We start from the raw sequence: 16025 nt of genomic DNA, 5'->3' as shown, positions 1-16025 counted from the left end.
CCGTTCACGACGATCGATACCGGTCGGTGCCGGGTACTTGTGGCGTTTGCCGGGATTGCTCGCCGTTCGGCAGTGGGGCCTGGAGGGACGGGTCGCCGCTCGGAACTGGTGTTTGCGGGGGCGGGCCGCCGCCCGGTACCGGGGTTTGCCGGGCCGGGCCGCTGCCGGGCGATGATGCTTGCCCGGACAGGTCGCTGCCAGGCGATGGCGTCCCCCCAGACAAGTCGCTGCCAGGCGATGGCGTCCGCCCGGACAGGTCGCTGCCGGGCACCGGTGTCTGCCGGGACCCGTCGTCGCCGGACGCTTCTGACGTCTGCGGCCCTCGGTAGTGGTGGTACGCGTGATGCGCCCCGAACCCCATCCGCTCGTACAGCGCCCGCGCCCCCGCGTTGTCCATCTCCACCTGGAGCCAGCCCGCCGAGGCGCCCTCGTCCAGGGCCCGCCGGGCCAGCGCCGCCATCACGGTCGTCGCGAGCCCCTGGCGGCGGTACGCCGGGTCGACCTCGACGGCGGCGAAACCGGCCCACCGCCCGTCCACCACGCACCGCCCGATCGCGGCCGGAGCCGCACCCCCGGCACCGGGCACCGTCGCGAACCACACCGACGGCCCGCTCCCCAGCACTTTCAGGGCCACCTCGCTCACCCCCTTGCGCTGGTACCGGCCCAGCCACGCCGCATCCGCCTCCCGCGACAGCACGACCCCGGGAGCCTCGCGATCCCCGACCGGCGCGAGCGCCCCGATCCACAGCTCGGCCGTCACCTCACGCGCCCACCCGCGCGCCTCCAGCTCCGCGCACAGCAGCTCCTGCGTGCCCTCGGCCCCGGTGGCGGTCTGGATGTACGCGGGCAGGTCACGGGCGGCGTACCAGCCCCGTACGTACGTCAGCGCCTCGTCCAGCGGCAGTCCGGGATCACCGAGCGGCAGCACGGAGTTGGCGCGCCGGGTGAACCCGGAGGCCGCCCGCAGTTCCCAGTCGCCGAGCCGCTCGCTCTCCACCGGCCGCCAGGCCCGTGCGGCGACCCGCGACAGCTCCTCGTACGAGGCCGCCGGGCCCCGCCGCCGCGCCGGAGCGGACGGCACGACCTTGCCCGCGACCAGCGAGGATTCCGAAATCCGGACACGCTCACCGGTCCGCCGTGTGATCGTCAACACACCGTCGTCCCATGATGTGAGAACACCCACCGTGTCGGTGAATTTCTCCCCGTCGGCGGCATCCTCGTACAAGCGCCGAACAGAGACACGTTTGCCCACGTCAGCAGCGGTGATGCGGACCTCGAGACGGCCAGACGCAGAGATTTCCACAGGTCGGTGCACCCCTCCTGTTCGGATCAGGACCAAGAACGGAGATACTAGGGGCGGGCATCGACGACGCCGCGCTCCCGCGCGCCAGGCGGCGGGAGCCTACGAAGGCCCGCCAGCGCCCTATCGAGGAGGAACGACAGCGTGACCTACGTCATCGCGCAGCCTTGTGTCGACGTCAAGGACAAGGCGTGCATCGAGGAGTGCCCGGTCGACTGCATCTACGAGGGCTCCCGGTCCTTGTACATCCACCCGGACGAATGCGTCGACTGTGGAGCCTGTGAGCCGGTGTGCCCGGTCGAGGCGATCTTCTACGAGGACGACACTCCCGAAGAGTGGAAGGACTACTACAAGGCGAACGTCGAGTTCTTCGACGAACTCGGCTCGCCCGGCGGCGCCAGCAAGCTCGGCCTGATCGAGCGCGACCACCCCTTCGTCGCAGCGCTCCCGCCGCAGAACCAGTAAGCGGCCCGGCATACGCGCCGCCTCGGTCCCGTACGGCCTGATCGCCTTGATCGCCGTACGGGACCGAGGCGTTTGCCGTACCGGTGAGCGTGGCGAGTACAGCGAGTACCAGCGATACGTACGGGTCGAAGGCCGCCGTACGTGCGAGAAAGTGAGCCAGATCCCGTGTCCGCAGTCACCGACCGGCTTCCCACCTTCCCCTGGGACAAGCTCGAGCCCTACAAGGCGACGGCCGCCGCCCACCCGGACGGCATCGTCGACCTGTCCGTCGGCACCCCGGTCGACCCGGTGCCCGAGCTGATCCAGAAAGCTCTGGTCGCGGCCGCGGACTCGCCCGGCTACCCCACGGTGTGGGGCACGCCCGAGCTGCGCGACGCGCTCACGGGCTGGGTGGAACGCCGGCTCGGCGCGCGCGACATCACGCACCACCACGTACTCCCGATCGTCGGTTCCAAGGAACTGGTCGCCTGGCTCCCGACCCAGCTGGGCCTTGGCCCCGGGGACAAGGTGGCGTTCCCGCGCCTGGCCTACCCGACGTACGAGGTCGGCGCCCGCCTCGCCCAGGCGGACCACGTGGCGTACGACGACCCGACGGACCTGGACCCCACGGACCTCAAGCTCCTCTGGCTGAACTCCCCGTCGAACCCCACGGGCAAGGTCCTCTCCGCGGCGGAACTGACCCGGATCGTCGCCTGGGCACGGGAGCACGACATCCTCGTCTTCGCCGACGAGTGCTACATCGAGCTCGGCTGGGAGGCCGACCCGGTCTCGGTCCTCCACCCGGACGTGTGCGGCGGCTCGTACGAGGGGATCGTCTCGGTCCACTCGCTGTCGAAGCGGTCGAACCTGGCGGGCTACCGCGCCGCGTTCCTCGCCGGCGACCCCGCCGTCCTCGGCGACCTCCTCCAGATCCGCAAGCACGGCGGCATGATGACCTCCGCGCCGACCCAGGCCGCCGTGATCGCCGCCCTGTCCGACGACACCCACGTCCGCGAACAGCGCGAGCGCTACGCGGCCCGCCGTACGGCCCTGCGGGACGCCCTTCTCCAGCACGGCTTCCGCATCGAGCACAGCGAGGCCAGCCTCTACCTCTGGGCCACCCGCGACGAGTCCTGCTGGACCACCGTCGCCCACCTCGCCGACCTGGGCATCCTCGTAGCCCCCGGCGACTTCTACGGCCCAGCAGGCGACAACTTCGTACGAGTGGCCCTCACAGCAACGGACGAGCGAGTGAACGCAGCGGTAGCCCGCTTGCAGCGATAACCGCTACCGCTACCGCTGTGGTCCAGTGCAGCTCCGGTCAGGTGCAGAGCACAGACGAGGGGGTCCAGGGAACGTACGTTCCCTGGACCCCCTCGCCGTTCAGACCCGGCGTCAGCCGAGCGGCAGCCCCTTCAGCGGCAGCTGCCCGGTCGGCAGCCCACCCTTGGTGACCGCGTCGGTCGGCAGCCCCTTGGTAACCGCGTCCGTCGGAAGACCACCCCCCGCCGACTTGGCGGTTTCACCGACCAGGCCACCGGCCTGCCCCGCGGTGTCCCCGGCCACCTGCTGCGCCGCCGGCGTCGCCGTCTTGGCGACCTTCCCGCTGGTCTTGCCCGCGGCCGGCACCGCCTTCTTGACCGCGTCGCCGCCGGACTTGCCCGCGAGCCCGGTCACGTTCTGAGCCGCACCGTCGACCGTGTTGCCGACGCTCGCCCCGTCCAGGGCGGTCAGTCCGCCGAGGTTGGGGGTGGCCGGCAGTTCGGGGGCCGCGCTGGCGGAGCCGGCCGCACCGACCCCGGCTGCCGCTCCCGCTGCGACGAGCAGCGCGGCACGGGCGATCCGGCGGGTCAGGGGGAGGGACATGATGCTCCTTAGACGGAAGAGAACGGTGAAATGTCCATCCAGGCCCGGCAGTTGACCGACTGGCTGTCGGCAGACCGTCGACCGACCGAAGGTGATCGTTCCGGACTCGGACGCAGTGACTACCGCTCGAAGCCCGCGAAGGTTGCGGTGACCCAACGTAAAGAGTTGGTAATGCGTCGCATAATCATCTGCGGACAAAGACGGCCAAAGAACACCCGGTCGGAAAGTCTGCCGAATCCCTACGGCCCTTTGTTTCCAAGGGATTCGGCGGAAACGGGAGTGACCGCGCGAAAACCTGCGCACTGGCGCGACCGCCCGCTACGCGACCCACCCCAACGGGTGAGGACTCGTACTACTGCCCAGTGACGATTCGGACCTCGGCGGTGGACGCCTCCGCGGCCGAGCCCCCGTTCGCGTCGGACGTACCCCACTCGCTGTCGATGCTTTCGGCCGTCCACTCCCGCCCCGCGTACGAGACCCGCTCGATGTGCAGTGCCGAGGAGTTGGCCACGGCCCAGTGCGCCAGCTCCCAGCCGCGCTGCCGGACGCCGGTCCCGGCGGCGTTCGTGGACACGGGTACGGACACGGTCCGGCTCGTGGTCGTCGGCGAAGGGGAAGCCGTGGCGGCCGCCGTCGGCGAGGCGGAAGCACCCGAGGCGCTCACATCCGCGCCGGCCTCCTGCAGCACGTCACGCCCGAAGTCCCGTACGAGCGCGGCCCGCACCGAGTCCGTGCCACCGGCGGGGGTCGACTCGGCGGGCCCCTGGCAGGTCAGCGTGGCCGCCGAGCGGCCGGTCAGGGCCGCGGCAAGGAGCGTGGCGTCCGGCTCGTGCTTCGCGTACGCGTCCGGGTAGGCGCTGCGCTGTACGCGCTGCGCGGCAACGGTGAGCGGCAGCTGCGCATAGCCCTTCACCTTGGCCAGGTGCTCGTAGAAGATGTCCGCCGCGTACGCCGGATCCAGGATCTCCTTCGTCGTCCCCCAGCCCTGCGAGGGCCGCTGCTGGAAGAGGCCGAGCGAGTCCCGGTCGCCGTGCTGGATGTTGCGCAGCCCCGACTCCTGGAGCGCCGTCGCGAGGGCGATCGTCACGGCACGCTCGGGCATGCCGCGGTTGGTGCCGACCGCCGAGATCGTCGCCGCGTTCACCGCCTGCTCCGGCGTGAACTCGTACGACTCGCCGTCGCTCTTTCCCGAGACGACCGTGCAGCGGGGCACTCCGGGCCCCCCGGTGAGGTACTGCACCGTGAGATAGCCCGCGAGCGCGAGCAGGACCACGACGGCCCCTCCGAAACGGAGGAGGCGGCCGCGCCGGACGGGGGTGGGGGACGGCTCTGACACGTCGTACAAGGTACTGGAGGCCGCTGTCGGCGACCGGCGGGGCTGTGGATAACCCTGCGGAGCCCGGAGCGCTAGGGTCGACGGCATGGCCGACACCCCCCTTGACCTCACGCTGGACGCTGCCGAGCTGACCGCGCGGCTCGTCGACTTCCCCTCGGAGAGCGGCAACGAGAAGCCGCTCGCGGACGCCGTCGAAATCGCGCTGCGCGCCCTGCCGCATCTGACGGTCGACCGGTACGGCAACAACGTCGTCGCGCGGACGAACCTGGGCCGCGCCGAGCGCGTCGTCCTCGCCGGCCACATCGACACGGTCCCCATCGCGGACAACGTCCCCTCCCGCCTCGACGAGGACGGCGTGCTCTGGGGCTGCGGCACCTGCGACATGAAGTCGGGGGTGGCGGTCCAACTGCGTATCGCGGCCACGGTGCCCGCCCCCAACCGCGACCTCACCTTCGTCTTCTACGACAACGAAGAGGTCGCCGCACACTTGAACGGCCTGAAGCATGTCTCCGAAGCCCACCCCGATTGGCTCGAGGGCGACTTCGCGGTCCTCCTGGAGCCGACGGACGGTCAGGTGGAGGGCGGCTGCCAGGGCACACTCAGGATGTTCCTGAAGTTCACCGGCGAGCGGGCGCACTCCGCGCGCGCGTGGATGGGCTCCAACGCGATCCACGCGGCGGCCCCGGCCCTGGCCAGGCTCGCCGCGTACGAGCCGCGCACACCGGTCGTGGACGGCCTCCGGTTCCACGAGGGCCTCAACGCCGTCCGCATCGAAGGCGGCGTCGCCACCAACGTCATCCCCGACGCCTGCACCCTCGTCGTCAACTTCCGCTACGCACCCGACCGCAGCGAGGCCGAGGCCGAGGCCTTCGTCCGCGACTACTTCGCGGACTGCGGCGTGGACGAGTTCGTCGTCGACGACCACACCGGCGGGGCCCGCCCCGGCCTGACCCACCCGGCAGCGGCGGCCTTCATGGCGGCCGTCGGCGGTGAGGCCCGCCCCAAGTTCGGCTGGACCGACGTCGCCCGCTTCAGCGCACTCGGGGTGCCCGCGGTGAACTACGGCCCCGGTACCCCGCTCCTGGCCCACAAGGTGGACGAGCGGGTCAAGGCCTCCATGATCCCGGAGGCCGAGGAGCGGCTGCGAGCCTGGCTGACGTCCTAAGGCGCGGCTGAGACGCGGCTGAGCCGTGCTGGTGCTCGGCGGACATGCTCGCGTCCCCCCTCCGTAACCCGCGTAGATCTACGCTGGGGTGGAACGACCGCAAGCGGAGGGAGCGCACATGGCTACTGGCAACCCCGAGGGCAAGAGGCGGCCACCGGAGGAACAGCGCCTGGGACCGGTGCTGCGCAGGCGGGATCAGGTGCAGGCGAGCACAACCGACCAGCGACTCCTGGACGCGGGCGGGCCCTCCGACTGGGTGCACACCGACCCCTGGCGGGTCCTCCGCATCCAGTCCGAATTCATCGAAGGCTTCGGCACACTGGCCGAACTCCCGCCCGCGATCAGTGTGTTCGGATCCGCTCGTACGAAGGCGGACTCGCCCGAGTACGAGGCGGGCGTGGCACTCGGCCGCGGTCTCGTCGAGGCAGGCTTCGCCGTGATCACCGGCGGTGGCCCGGGCGCCATGGAAGCCGCCAACAAGGGCGCCTGCGAGGCCAAGGGCATCTCCGTCGGCCTCGGCATCGAGCTGCCCTTCGAGCAGGGCCTCAACCAGTACGTCGACATCGGCCTCAACTTCCGGTACTTCTTCGTCCGCAAGATGATGTTCGTCAAGTACGCGCAGGGCTTCGTGGTCCTCCCCGGCGGACTCGGCACACTGGACGAACTCTTCGAGGCCCTGACCCTGGTCCAGACCCAGAAGGTCACCCGCTTCCCGATCGTCCTCTTCGGCACCGAGTACTGGGGCGGCCTGGTCGACTGGCTCAAGAACACCCTCATCGCCCAGGGCAAGGCGTCCGAGAAGGACTTGCTGCTGTTCCACCTGACGGACGACGTGGACGAGGCGGTGTCGTTGGTGTCGAAGGAGGCGGGGCGGTAGAGCTTTTCAGCCCGTCCGGCGTTTGAGGACGAGGCCGTTCAGGCCGAAAGCGGGGGTCTGGGGGCGGCAGCCCCCAGGTACGGGACGGGCAGGGGCGGAGGGGGCGAAGAAACCCCCTACGCCAGCCCCCGCCGAGCCACAGCCGGTGGCCGGTGTCCGGCGATGGACGCGACCATGTCCAGCACCTGCCGCGTCTCCGCGACCTCATGGACCCGGTACACCTGAGCCCCCAGCCAAGCCGAAACGGCAGTCGTCGCCAACGTCCCCACCACCCGCTCCTTCACCGGCTTGTCCAGCGTCTCGCCCACGAAGTCCTTGTTGGAGAGCGAGACAAGAACGGGCCACCCGGTGGACACCATCTCGCCGAGACGCCGAGTCGCCTCCAGACTGTGCCGCGTGTTCTTCCCGAAGTCGTGCCCGGGGTCGATCAGAACGGACTCCCGAGGCACCCCCAGCGACACCGCCCGCTCGGCAAGACCGAGGGTCACCCGGAGAATGTCGGCCACGACATCGTCGTACGCGATCCGATGGGGACGCGTACGCGGCTCGGAGCCCCCGGCATGGGTGCACACCAGCCCCACCCCGTACCGCGCGGCCACCTCGGCCAGCCGCGGATCCACCCCGCCCCACGCGTCGTTGAGCAGATCCGCCCCCACCTCGCAGACCGCCTCGCCGACCTCGTGCCGCCAGGTGTCGACGCTGATGATCACGTCGGGAAACCGCCGCCGCACCTCGGCGACGAAACCGACCGTACGACGCGCCTCCTCGTCGGCGGTCACTTCTTCCCCCGGCCCCGCTTTGACCCCGCCGATGTCGATGATGGCGGCGCCCTCGGACACCGCCTGCTCCACGCGGGCGAGCGCGGGCTCGTCGCGGAACGTGGACCCCTGGTCGTAGAAGGAGTCGGGGGTCCGGTTCACAATGGCCATGATCACCGGCTCATGCGGGTCGAATTCATGCCTGCCGAGCCTGAGCATCCCCTGTGACCTCTCCCAGTAAGTCCCGCTGATGAGCCGCCTGCGACCCTAACTGTCAGACTCGCATGGCACGATCGGACCCGACACTTCAGCTTCAGCACCAACCGCTTCAGCACTGTCCGCTGCAGCGCTATCCACGCCGACGCGCCCCGCGTCGGCACCAGAGCGTGGGGACCTCAGCGATGTTCATGTTCTTGTTCCTGGTCGTCGCGCTCGCCGTTGTGGTCGCCGCGGTGACAGTGGCCGTGGTGGGCGGCGGCGAGAGCGCGCCCCTTCCCGAGGCCGGACCGGAGCGGCTGGTGGACCCGTTTCCGCTGGACCGGCCGGTGAACCGGGAGGATGTCGAGACGCTGCGCTTCCCGCTCGCCGTACGCGGCTACCGCATGGCGGACGTCGATGACGCCCTCGGCCGCCTCGGCGCCGAGATCGCCGAGCGGGACGCCCGTATCGCCGACCTGGAGGCCGCGCTCGACGGCGCCAGGGCGTCCACTGCCCCCTCAACCTCGCTGCACAAGCACGCCGAGGAGGATCACCAGTGACCGACGCACTCGCGGGCCCGGACGGCGCGCTGCGCTGCCCCTGGGCGCTGTCGACCGAGGACTACGTGGCGTACCACGACGAGGAGTGGGGCCGCCCGGTCCACGGCGACGACGCGCTGTACGAGCGGCTGTGCCTGGAGGCCTTTCAGTCGGGCCTGTCCTGGATCACCATCCTGCGCCGCCGCGAGGGGTTCCGGGCCGCTTTCGCCGGCTTCGAGATCGCCAAGGTGGCGACCTTCACCGACGCGGACAAGGAGCGCCTGCTCGCCGACCCGGGCATCATCCGCAACCGCGCCAAGATCGAGGCGACAGTCGCCAACGCGCGCGTGCTGACCGACTGGGCACCGGGCGAGCTGGACGAGCTGATCTGGTCCTTCGCCCCGGCCACCCGCCCGGCCCCGAAGAGGCTGGCCGACGTCCCGGCCGTCACCGACGAGTCGACCGCCCTCTCCAAGACCCTCAAAAAACGCGGCATCCGCTTCGTGGGCCCGACCACGGCCTACGCCTTGATGCAGGCCTGCGGCCTGGTCAACGACCACTTGGCAGATTGCACGTCCAGGAGCGTCCCGTAGGGGCGCGGGGAACTGCGCGACCAGCCACACCGGGCCCGCAGTTCCCAATCAAACGGTCACCGCCCCAAGTACTTCGGCTTCTCCTTGTTCACGAACGCCTGAACAGCGATCAAGTGGTCCTCTGAAGCCCCCGCCCGAGACTGAAGCTCGTCCTCCTTCTCCAGGGACTCGTCCAGGGAGTGGGAGAGGGCATAGGCAAGGGACTCCTTGAGGGCGGCATACGCCAGCGTCGGCCCTTCGGCCAGCGCACGGGCCACCTTCACGGCCTCGGAGGCCAGCTCCGAGGAGGGCACGAGCCGGTTCGCAATCCCCAGCTCGTACGCCTCCTGAGCGCTGATGCTGCGCGGAAAGAGCAGCAGATCGGCGGCACGGCTCGGGCCGACGACCCGAGGCAGCGTCCAGGAGATACCGGAGTCGGCGGTCAGCGCGACCCCGGCGAACGACGTGTTGAACGCAGCCGTATCGGCCACGATCCGGTAATCCGCCGCGAGCGCGAAGCCGAACCCGGCCCCCGCCGCGACGCCGTTCACCGCGGCCACCACCGGCTTCGCCGCCCCGGTCAGGGCCCGCACGATCGGGTTGTAGTGCTCCTGCACGGTGCTCATGACACCCTCGCCGGCGCCCGACTCGCGGGCCGCGAGCAGCCCGCCTACGTGTTCCTTGAGGTCCTGGCCCACGCAGAACGCCCGGTCACCGGCGGCGGTCAGCAGCACGGCCCGTACGGAGTCGTCGGAGGCGGCGGCCTCTGCCGCGTCCCGGAAGGCGACCTTGGTCGCGATGTTCATCGCGTTCATCGCCTCGGGGCGGTTCAGCGTGATCGTCGCGAGTCCGTCGCTCACCTCGTAGAGCACGGTGTCGGCCATGGTGGGTCCCCTCCGGTGTCGCGGCTCCGTCGTACCCGCCTACCCGCCGGTACGTCCTGCTTCCGAGGACAGCATGACGGAGATCACTGACAGTGGAGCCGCTCGGACATGTGACCTGCGTCAAAGAATTCGTGACCTTGGAGGGTCGTGCGGCGGCGCAGTATCGCAGTCACATCGCCGAATTGAGTGGTTTTGCTCAAGCGCGTTGCGCAAGCGATGCCGACTGATGTTGGTCATCGGGTCCTGAGATGCGGGATAATGGCCTGGAAGCAATGTGTTCGATGCCGGTGACGCGTGTCCTATGAGGGGACGGGCGTGCCCTTCTAAGGGGCCGTCGGCGACGATGAGCTGGTTTCAGGAAGGGGAACGAGCATGGCGGCCATGAAGCCGCGGACGGGCGATGGCCCGCTCGAGGTGACCAAGGAGGGGCGGGGCATCGTCATGCGCGTTCCGCTCGAAGGCGGCGGTCGGCTCGTCGTCGAGCTGACCCCTGACGAGGCCGACGCGCTCGGCGACGCCCTCAAGAAGGTCGTCGGCTGACGCGGGACGCGACCATACCCCTACAGCTGCCCTGGCATCGTACGCGGTGCCGGGGCAGCTGTTTTTCATGGGTACGGGACCGACGTAACCCCTGGTCAGAGGCCCAGGCGGGTGCCCTGGATCAGCGTTTGACCGCGCACAGCAGGCCGTCGCCCACGGGCAGTAGCGAGGGCACCAGATCCTGGCTCTCGCGCACTGCGCGCAGCAGCTCCCGCAGTCGCCCGACCTCCGCCGGCTGCGGTCCCGCGTCCACCGTGCGGCCGTCCGCGAAGACGCCCTCGAAGACGACGAGCCCGCCCGGACGAAGCAGGCGCAACGATTCAGCGAAGTAGTCCAGGCACTCCAGACGGTCGCCGTCGCAGAAGACGAGGTCGTACCCGGAGTCCGCGAGCCGGGGCAGGACATCGAGGGCGCGGCCCGGGATGAAGCGGGCGCGGTTGCTGGCGAAACCGGCGGCGCGGAAGGCCTGGCGGGCGAACTGCTGGCGCTCCGGCTCCGGATCCACGGTGGTCAGTACCCCGTCCGGCCGCATGCCGTTGAGGAGATGGATTCCGGAGACTCCGGTCCCGGTCCCGATCTCCGCCACCGCTTTCGCGTCCACGGTGGCGGCGAGCAACCGCAGCGCGGCGCCTGTACCGGGCGACACCGAGCGCAGCCCTGCTTCCTGGGCCCGGTCCCGGGCCCAGAGCAGTGCTTCGTCCTCGGCGACAAAGGCGTCGGCGAACGCCGCCCAGCTTGGCTGCCGGTTGCCGGTAATGACCCTCTCCTGTCCCCGTAGTTGCCTGGCCGTGACTGTATCCGTTGGTGCCGGGAACCCGCAGATGGGACCAGGCGTTTAGAGGGGTGGGGAAACGCACTGGGGGGAAGCACGTGGATCAGGACGCCGAGCAAGTGCTGACGCAGCGATATGAGCACGTATCAAATTCTCGTAAAACCGCTTATCCGGAGCTAACGGGCGAGGTGGCTATGGTAGGGGCTCCACTGGACACCACCAGAGCCGACAGGGGAGGTGCGGCTGCGCCTGTGGATCGGGGAGGAGTGCTGCGGCGCTTTCTCAGGTCGGCGGGTGAGCCGAAATCCGTGACCAACACCGCTGACCGTATCCACAGTGCCGACTCCGGGCAGACCGCGACGTTTTCCACCGACGCGGAGTCGCAGGCGTGGACTCCGCCCACCTGGGAGGAGATCGTCAGCACGCACAGCGGCCGGGTCTACCGGCTCGCCTACCGCCTGACGGGCAACCAGCACGATGCCGAGGACCTGACACAAGAGGTCTTCGTCCGTGTCTTCCGCTCCCTGTCGACCTACACGCCCGGCACCTTCGAGGGCTGGCTGCACCGCATCACCACGAATCTCTTCCTGGACATGGTGCGCCGCAAGCAGCGCATCCGCTTCGACGCCCTCGGCGACGACGCGGCCGAGCGACTGCCCAGCCGTGAGCCGTCCCCGCAGCAGGTCTTCAACGACGCGCACTTCGACGCGGACGTCCAGCAGGCGCTGGACACCCTCGCGCCCGAATTCCGCGCCGCGGTCGTCCTCTGTGACATCGAGGGACTTTCGTACGAGGAGATCGCCGCGACCCTGGGCGTCAAGCTCGGCACGGTCCGCAGCCGGATCCACCGTGGCCGCTCGCAGCTGCGCAAGGCCCTCGCACACCGGTCTCCCGAGGCCCGTGCCGAGCGCCGCGGCTTCGCGGTCACCGGTGTGCCCGCGCTGGGAGGAGGGGGCGCGACCGCGTGAGTGGATCACGGCCGAACCCTGCCCAGCGGCGCGTTGCCGATCAGCATCTGGGAGACCGACTGTCCGCCCTCGTGGACGGAGAGCTCGGTCATGAGTCGCGCGAGCGCGTCCTGGCCCACCTCGCCACCTGTGCGAAGTGCAAGGCCGAGGCGGCCGCCCAGCGCCGACTGAAGAACGTGTTCGCGGAGATGGCCCCGCCGCCGCCCTCCGAGAGCTTCCTGGCCCGCCTCCAAGGGCTCCCCGGCGGAGGCGACTCCGACGCAGGCATGGGCTCGCCGTTGGGCGGGGGTGCCTTCGGCGGAAGAATCCCCGGTGGCTCCGCCGGCACCGGCGTCTTCGGAGTGAGGGGCGAGCCCTTCGGTTACGTCCCCGCCGAACCCCACGCCGACGTGCTGCCCCCCTCCTCGGGGCGCGGCTTCCGCATCCATGACGTCAGCCGTCACGAGGCCGAGCGGTCGGCCTCACGCGGGCTGCGCTTCGCCTTCGCCGCGGCCGGAGCGGTGTCGCTTGCCGCCGTCGCGCTCGGCGGGGTGTCGACCGGGACCACCGGTGACACCACGGCCGCGCGGGGCGAATCCGGTACCGGAAGCAATGTGACGCCGACGCGTCCGCCGGGCGCGGGGGCCTCGACTGCTCCCGAGTCCCAGCGACGCCGGTCCGTCGGGCCACTGCTCGCACAGGGCGAGCGGACGCTCGGCCAGAGCACGGTGGCGCCCACCGAGGTGTCCGCGCCGCTGCTCCCCGGAGTCCCCGCTCCGCCCGACCGTGCCCAGGAGGTCATGCACACACTGACGGCCCCCATGGTCGCCGGTGCCGCCGTGATGTCCCCGCTCATACGTCCGTTCACCGAAGTCGAGCCGATCGCTCTGACCTCGTGGTCCACAGCCCCGGACGTCACGACTCCGGGCCTGCTCGCCGCCCCCGCCCCCCTCTCGTCCCCCTCTTCCTCCCCGTCCCCCACCTCCCCCTCCTCAGGCACCCTCCGCTGACCCCGCCCTCTGCGCGGCGGCCCGTGAACCTGGTTGAATCCGGGGTGGGCCGCGTCCGCCGGAGGGATTCCGGACGCGGAGTCGACAATCTGTGGCAACCGTCGGTGAGTTGTGCCCGGGGGCCAGGTGTGGGGAGAGCATGAACGAGGGGAAGCCCACGAAGGCGAAGTGGTGGAGCCGACCCCGGCCACCGGTCCCCCCGGGGGATGCCGGGGCGGGCTCGCCCGCGGACGTACGGATGGCCGAGGGCGATTTCGAGTTGGCCCGGCCTCTCGGTGACGGTGAGTTGGCGGCGTCCGGCGCCGATGCCGACTCGACAGGGTTCGGCGTCCACGCCGACTCGACGGGGTCCGGCGTCGACGCCGACGGCGACTTCGAGTTGGCCCGTCCTGCGGCTCCGGCCCACCACGACAGCGAGTCGGACGGCATCCCTGCTGTTCCTCCCGCCGACCTCTCCGCCACTCCTGCCACCGGCCTTCCCGCCGTTCCTGCAGCTCCTCCCAACGGCCTTCCCGCTGTTCCCCCCGCTTCCCCCACCCCCCTTCCTTCCGACGCTGTCCCTGACGATCAGGCCCCCGCCGACCGTCCCAAGCCTCTGCACGACCCCGACCCCTACAGCACCCCGCCCTACGGCGAACCGGGCCCCTGGGCCCCGGCCCCGCCCGTCCAGCACCCCGCGGCCACGCCCGCACACGGCACCCACGTCCCGGCGGCGCCCCCGGCTCAGGACACACACGTACCGCCCGTGCCCGTGCCCGCGGTCTTCGCGCAGAGCCCGGGCCACCAGCCGCCCGCCGCCGCCTCTCCCTCCCCCTGGCAGAACTACGACCCCTGGGCCGCCCCCGGCCCCCTCCAGCAGAACGGCGCGGCCGTGGCCACCAAGGCCCAGCGGCGCAAGCGGGCCACCAAGGTGTTGGTCCTCGGGGCCGTGGTGATCGCTCTGGTCTCCGGAGGCGTCGGAGGCACCGTAGGGGCCTATCTGGAGCGGAACGGCGGGGGGAGTGACATCGAGCTGCCGCAGGCCGTGAGGGAGGTCCCGGAGCGGGCTCCGGACAGCGTGGCCGGGATCGCCGCCCAGGCGCTGCCCAGCGTCGTCACCCTGCATGTCAGCGGCTCCGAAGAGGAGGCCACCGGCACCGGCTTCGTGCTCGACGGCCAGGGGCACATCCTCACCAACAACCACGTGGTCGAACCGGCCGCCGACAGCGGCGAGATATCCGTGACGTTCAGCAGCGGCGACACGGCAAAGGCCAAGGTCGTCGGGCGCGACAGCGGGTACGACCTCGCCGTCGTCCGGGTGACCGGCGTCAGCGGCCTCGACCCCATGCCGCTCGGCAACTCCGACAACGTCCAGGTCGGCGACCCGGTCGTCGCCATCGGCGCCCCCTTCGACCTCGCCAACACCGTCACCTCCGGCATCATCAGCGCCAAGGAGCGGCCCATCACGGCGGGCGGGGAGAGCGGCGACGGGAGCGACGTCAGTTACGTGGACGCGTTGCAGACCGACGCTCCCATCAACCCCGGCAACTCCGGCGGACCCCTTCTCGACTCCAAGGCCCAGGTCATCGGCATCAACAGCGCCATCCGCTCCGCCGACAGCGGCTCCGGCCTGGAGAGCGGTCAGTCCGGTTCGATCGGGCTCGGTTTCGCCATCCCCATCAACCAGGGCAAGCGCGTCGCCGAGGAGCTGATCAACACCGGCAGGGCGACCCACCCCGTGATCGGCGTGACGCTCGACATGGACTACACGGGCGACGGCGCCAAGGTCGGGACGCAGAGCGGCGACGGCGGCCCGGCGGTCACCGAGGGCGGCCCCGGCGCCAAGGCGGGCATCGAGCCGGGCGACATCATCACCGAGATCGACGGCCGTCCCGTGCACTCCGGTGAGGAGCTCATCGTGAAGACCCGCGCGCACCGCCCCGGCGACACGCTCCGGCTGACCGTCCTGCGGGGCGGCACGGAGAAGCAGATCAGCCTGGTCCTCGGCTCGGCCGACAGCAACTGACAGGAACTTCACAGAAAGTCGGCCCGGGCCCGCCCTGAACGGCAAACTTCGCGGAAAACCCGCCGTGTACATGAACCCGGAAGCCCCGGGACAGTTCCGGACGGACAGGATGGCCGGGTACCGTGGACACGGCCCGGACCACGGAAGACCTGCCGAGGGCCGAGGACCGAGGACATCGCAAGGAGCTTCAGGTGTTCAATGACATAGGACCGCTCGAGGTCGTGGCGCTCGTTGTCCTCGCCGTGCTCGTCTTCGGTCCGGACAAGCTCCCCAAGCTGATCCAGGATGTCACGCGCACCATCCGCAAGATCCGTGAGTTCTCGGACAGCGCCAAGGCGGACATCCGCGAGGAACTCGGTCCGGAGTTCAAGGACTTCGAGTTCGAGGACCTCAACCCCAAGACGTTCATCCGCAAGCAGCTGGACAATGACGAGCTGGGGCTCAAGGAAATCCGCAACGGCTTCGACCTGAAGAAGGAGATGGCCGAGGTCACGGACGCGGTGCACGGCCGCGAGTCCGAATCGTCGGCCACCCCGTCCGGCGGCTCCGTCGACATGACGAAGAAGCGCGAGAAGCTCGACCTCGCCAAGGACGAGCGCCCGCCCTTCGACGCGGACGCCACCTGAGCCGTACACGGCTCGTGCCGCACGTGAGCTGAGTCTCACGCGGCCTGAAAACGTACCCACGCGCCGGGCGGTTTCCCGGCTGCTCGGAGCGGTGTGGCTATGCTGCCCAGTTGTTGTGCGGACCGATACGGACGCCCGAGGGGGGCGGGCCCGTCGGTCCGACGAGAGCTAGGAGGCGTCCGGCAG

General features: G+C 70.4%; 16 protein-coding genes and 1 pseudogene. 11 read left to right on the top strand and 6 right to left on the bottom strand.

Annotated elements, in window-relative coordinates; all coding sequences use genetic code 11:
- Positions 1-316: 316 nt before the first annotated feature.
- Positions 317-1303: pseudogene (locus OG246_RS01730) on the bottom strand (GNAT family N-acetyltransferase); the annotation flags it as partial.
- Between the two features lie 141 nt (positions 1304-1444).
- On the opposite strand from OG246_RS01730, the gene fdxA reads away from it, so the two are divergent.
- Together fdxA and OG246_RS01720 are read left to right on the top strand one after the other, a co-directional pair.
- A complete protein-coding gene (gene fdxA / locus OG246_RS01725; protein WP_019058397.1) occupies positions 1445-1765 on the top strand; it encodes a ferredoxin in 321 nt (106 codons plus the stop codon).
- A 165-nt stretch (positions 1766-1930) separates the two neighbouring features.
- Positions 1931-3028, top strand: coding sequence for a bifunctional succinyldiaminopimelate transaminase/glutamate-prephenate aminotransferase (locus tag OG246_RS01720; protein WP_266454761.1), 1098 nt, complete (start codon positions 1931-1933; stop codon positions 3026-3028).
- Between the two features lie 111 nt (positions 3029-3139).
- On the opposite strand, the gene OG246_RS01715 is transcribed toward OG246_RS01720, so the two are convergent.
- Positions 3140-3610 carry an ATP-binding protein gene (locus OG246_RS01715; RefSeq protein WP_266454758.1) on the bottom strand — a complete coding sequence of 157 codons (471 nt, stop codon included), beginning with the start codon at positions 3608-3610 and terminating at the stop codon, positions 3140-3142.
- A 352-nt stretch (positions 3611-3962) separates the two neighbouring features.
- Positions 3963-4946 (bottom strand): heavy metal transporter, encoded by a 984-nt coding sequence (locus tag OG246_RS01710; RefSeq protein ID WP_266454755.1) that lies wholly within the window; start codon positions 4944-4946, stop codon positions 3963-3965.
- An 85-nt stretch (positions 4947-5031) separates the two neighbouring features.
- Here OG246_RS01710 and dapE point away from each other — a divergent pair, with 85 nt between their 5' ends.
- A complete protein-coding gene (gene dapE / locus OG246_RS01705) occupies positions 5032-6111 on the top strand; it encodes a succinyl-diaminopimelate desuccinylase (RefSeq protein WP_266454753.1) in 1080 nt (359 codons plus the stop codon).
- A gap of 118 nt (positions 6112-6229) precedes the next feature.
- Positions 6230-6988, top strand: a complete 759-nt coding sequence (locus OG246_RS01700; protein ID WP_266454751.1) for a TIGR00730 family Rossman fold protein — start codon at positions 6230-6232, stop codon at positions 6986-6988.
- Between the two features lie 116 nt (positions 6989-7104).
- Here OG246_RS01700 and folP read toward each other — a convergent pair whose 3' ends face one another.
- On the bottom strand, positions 7105-7965 hold the full coding sequence (folP, locus tag OG246_RS01695; protein ID WP_266454749.1) for a dihydropteroate synthase: 861 nt from the start codon (positions 7963-7965) through the stop codon (positions 7105-7107).
- Positions 7966-8147: 182 nt separating this feature from the next.
- On the opposite strand from folP, the gene OG246_RS01690 reads away from it, so the two are divergent.
- Positions 8148-8504, top strand: a complete 357-nt coding sequence (locus tag OG246_RS01690) for a DivIVA domain-containing protein (RefSeq protein WP_266454746.1) — start codon at positions 8148-8150, stop codon at positions 8502-8504.
- Positions 8501-9076, top strand: coding sequence for a DNA-3-methyladenine glycosylase I (locus tag OG246_RS01685; RefSeq protein WP_266454743.1), 576 nt, complete (start codon positions 8501-8503; stop codon positions 9074-9076). Before OG246_RS01690 ends, OG246_RS01685 begins: the two co-directional genes overlap by 4 nt.
- Before the next feature lie 56 nt (positions 9077-9132).
- Here OG246_RS01685 and OG246_RS01680 read toward each other — a convergent pair whose 3' ends face one another.
- Positions 9133-9939 (bottom strand): enoyl-CoA hydratase/isomerase family protein, encoded by an 807-nt coding sequence (locus OG246_RS01680; RefSeq protein WP_266454740.1) that lies wholly within the window; start codon positions 9937-9939, stop codon positions 9133-9135.
- Between the two features lie 372 nt (positions 9940-10311).
- On the opposite strand from OG246_RS01680, the gene OG246_RS01675 reads away from it, so the two are divergent.
- The gene (locus OG246_RS01675; RefSeq protein ID WP_003966491.1) at positions 10312-10479 is read left to right on the top strand and encodes a DUF3117 domain-containing protein; all 168 of its coding nucleotides are present in this window, start codon (positions 10312-10314) and stop codon (positions 10477-10479) included.
- A gap of 121 nt (positions 10480-10600) precedes the next feature.
- Here OG246_RS01675 and OG246_RS01670 read toward each other — a convergent pair whose 3' ends face one another.
- Entirely contained in the window at positions 10601-11302 is a 702-nt protein-coding gene (locus tag OG246_RS01670) for an O-methyltransferase (protein ID WP_323178306.1), read from the bottom strand.
- Between the two features lie 215 nt (positions 11303-11517).
- On the opposite strand from OG246_RS01670, the gene sigE reads away from it, so the two are divergent.
- From sigE to OG246_RS01650, 4 genes are all read left to right on the top strand, one after another.
- Positions 11518-12219, top strand: coding sequence for an RNA polymerase sigma factor SigE (gene sigE / locus OG246_RS01665; protein ID WP_266463759.1), 702 nt, complete (start codon positions 11518-11520; stop codon positions 12217-12219).
- Positions 12216-13208, top strand: coding sequence for a zf-HC2 domain-containing protein (locus tag OG246_RS01660; RefSeq protein ID WP_266454734.1), 993 nt, complete (start codon positions 12216-12218; stop codon positions 13206-13208). Before sigE ends, OG246_RS01660 begins: the two co-directional genes overlap by 4 nt.
- 139 nt (positions 13209-13347) lie before the next feature.
- A complete protein-coding gene (locus OG246_RS01655) occupies positions 13348-15213 on the top strand; it encodes a trypsin-like peptidase domain-containing protein (protein ID WP_266454732.1) in 1866 nt (621 codons plus the stop codon).
- Positions 15214-15404: 191 nt separating this feature from the next.
- Complete coding sequence (locus OG246_RS01650; protein WP_266454729.1) at positions 15405-15839, top strand: sec-independent translocase; 435 nt, start codon at positions 15405-15407, stop codon at positions 15837-15839.
- Positions 15840-16025: the final 186 nt, after the last annotated feature.

The organism is Streptomyces sp. NBC_00620, assembly GCF_026341825.1.
Taxonomy (GTDB): Bacteria; Actinomycetota; Actinomycetes; order Streptomycetales; family Streptomycetaceae; genus Streptomyces.
The sequence above is the reverse complement of the archived record's forward strand: the minus strand, read 5'-3'. Positions and strand labels throughout refer to the sequence as shown.

Excerpts from the sequence above, each read along its gene's own strand:
- OG246_RS01675 (WP_003966491.1), top strand. The coding sequence starts at position 10,312 with ATGGCGGCCATGAAGCCGCGGACGGGCGATGGCCCGCTCGAGGTGACC.
- OG246_RS01655 (WP_266454732.1), top strand. The coding sequence starts at position 13,348 with ATGAACGAGGGGAAGCCCACGAAGGCGAAGTGGTGGAGCCGACCCCGG.
- OG246_RS01715 (WP_266454758.1), bottom strand. The coding sequence starts at position 3,610 with ATGTCCCTCCCCCTGACCCGCCGGATCGCCCGTGCCGCGCTGCTCGTC.
- OG246_RS01680 (WP_266454740.1), bottom strand. The coding sequence starts at position 9,939 with ATGGCCGACACCGTGCTCTACGAGGTGAGCGACGGACTCGCGACGATC.
- OG246_RS01690 (WP_266454746.1), top strand. The coding sequence starts at position 8,148 with ATGTTCATGTTCTTGTTCCTGGTCGTCGCGCTCGCCGTTGTGGTCGCC.
- folP (WP_266454749.1), bottom strand. The coding sequence starts at position 7,965 with ATGCTCAGGCTCGGCAGGCATGAATTCGACCCGCATGAGCCGGTGATC.
- OG246_RS01700 (WP_266454751.1), top strand. The coding sequence starts at position 6,230 with ATGGCTACTGGCAACCCCGAGGGCAAGAGGCGGCCACCGGAGGAACAG.
- dapE (WP_266454753.1), top strand. The coding sequence starts at position 5,032 with ATGGCCGACACCCCCCTTGACCTCACGCTGGACGCTGCCGAGCTGACC.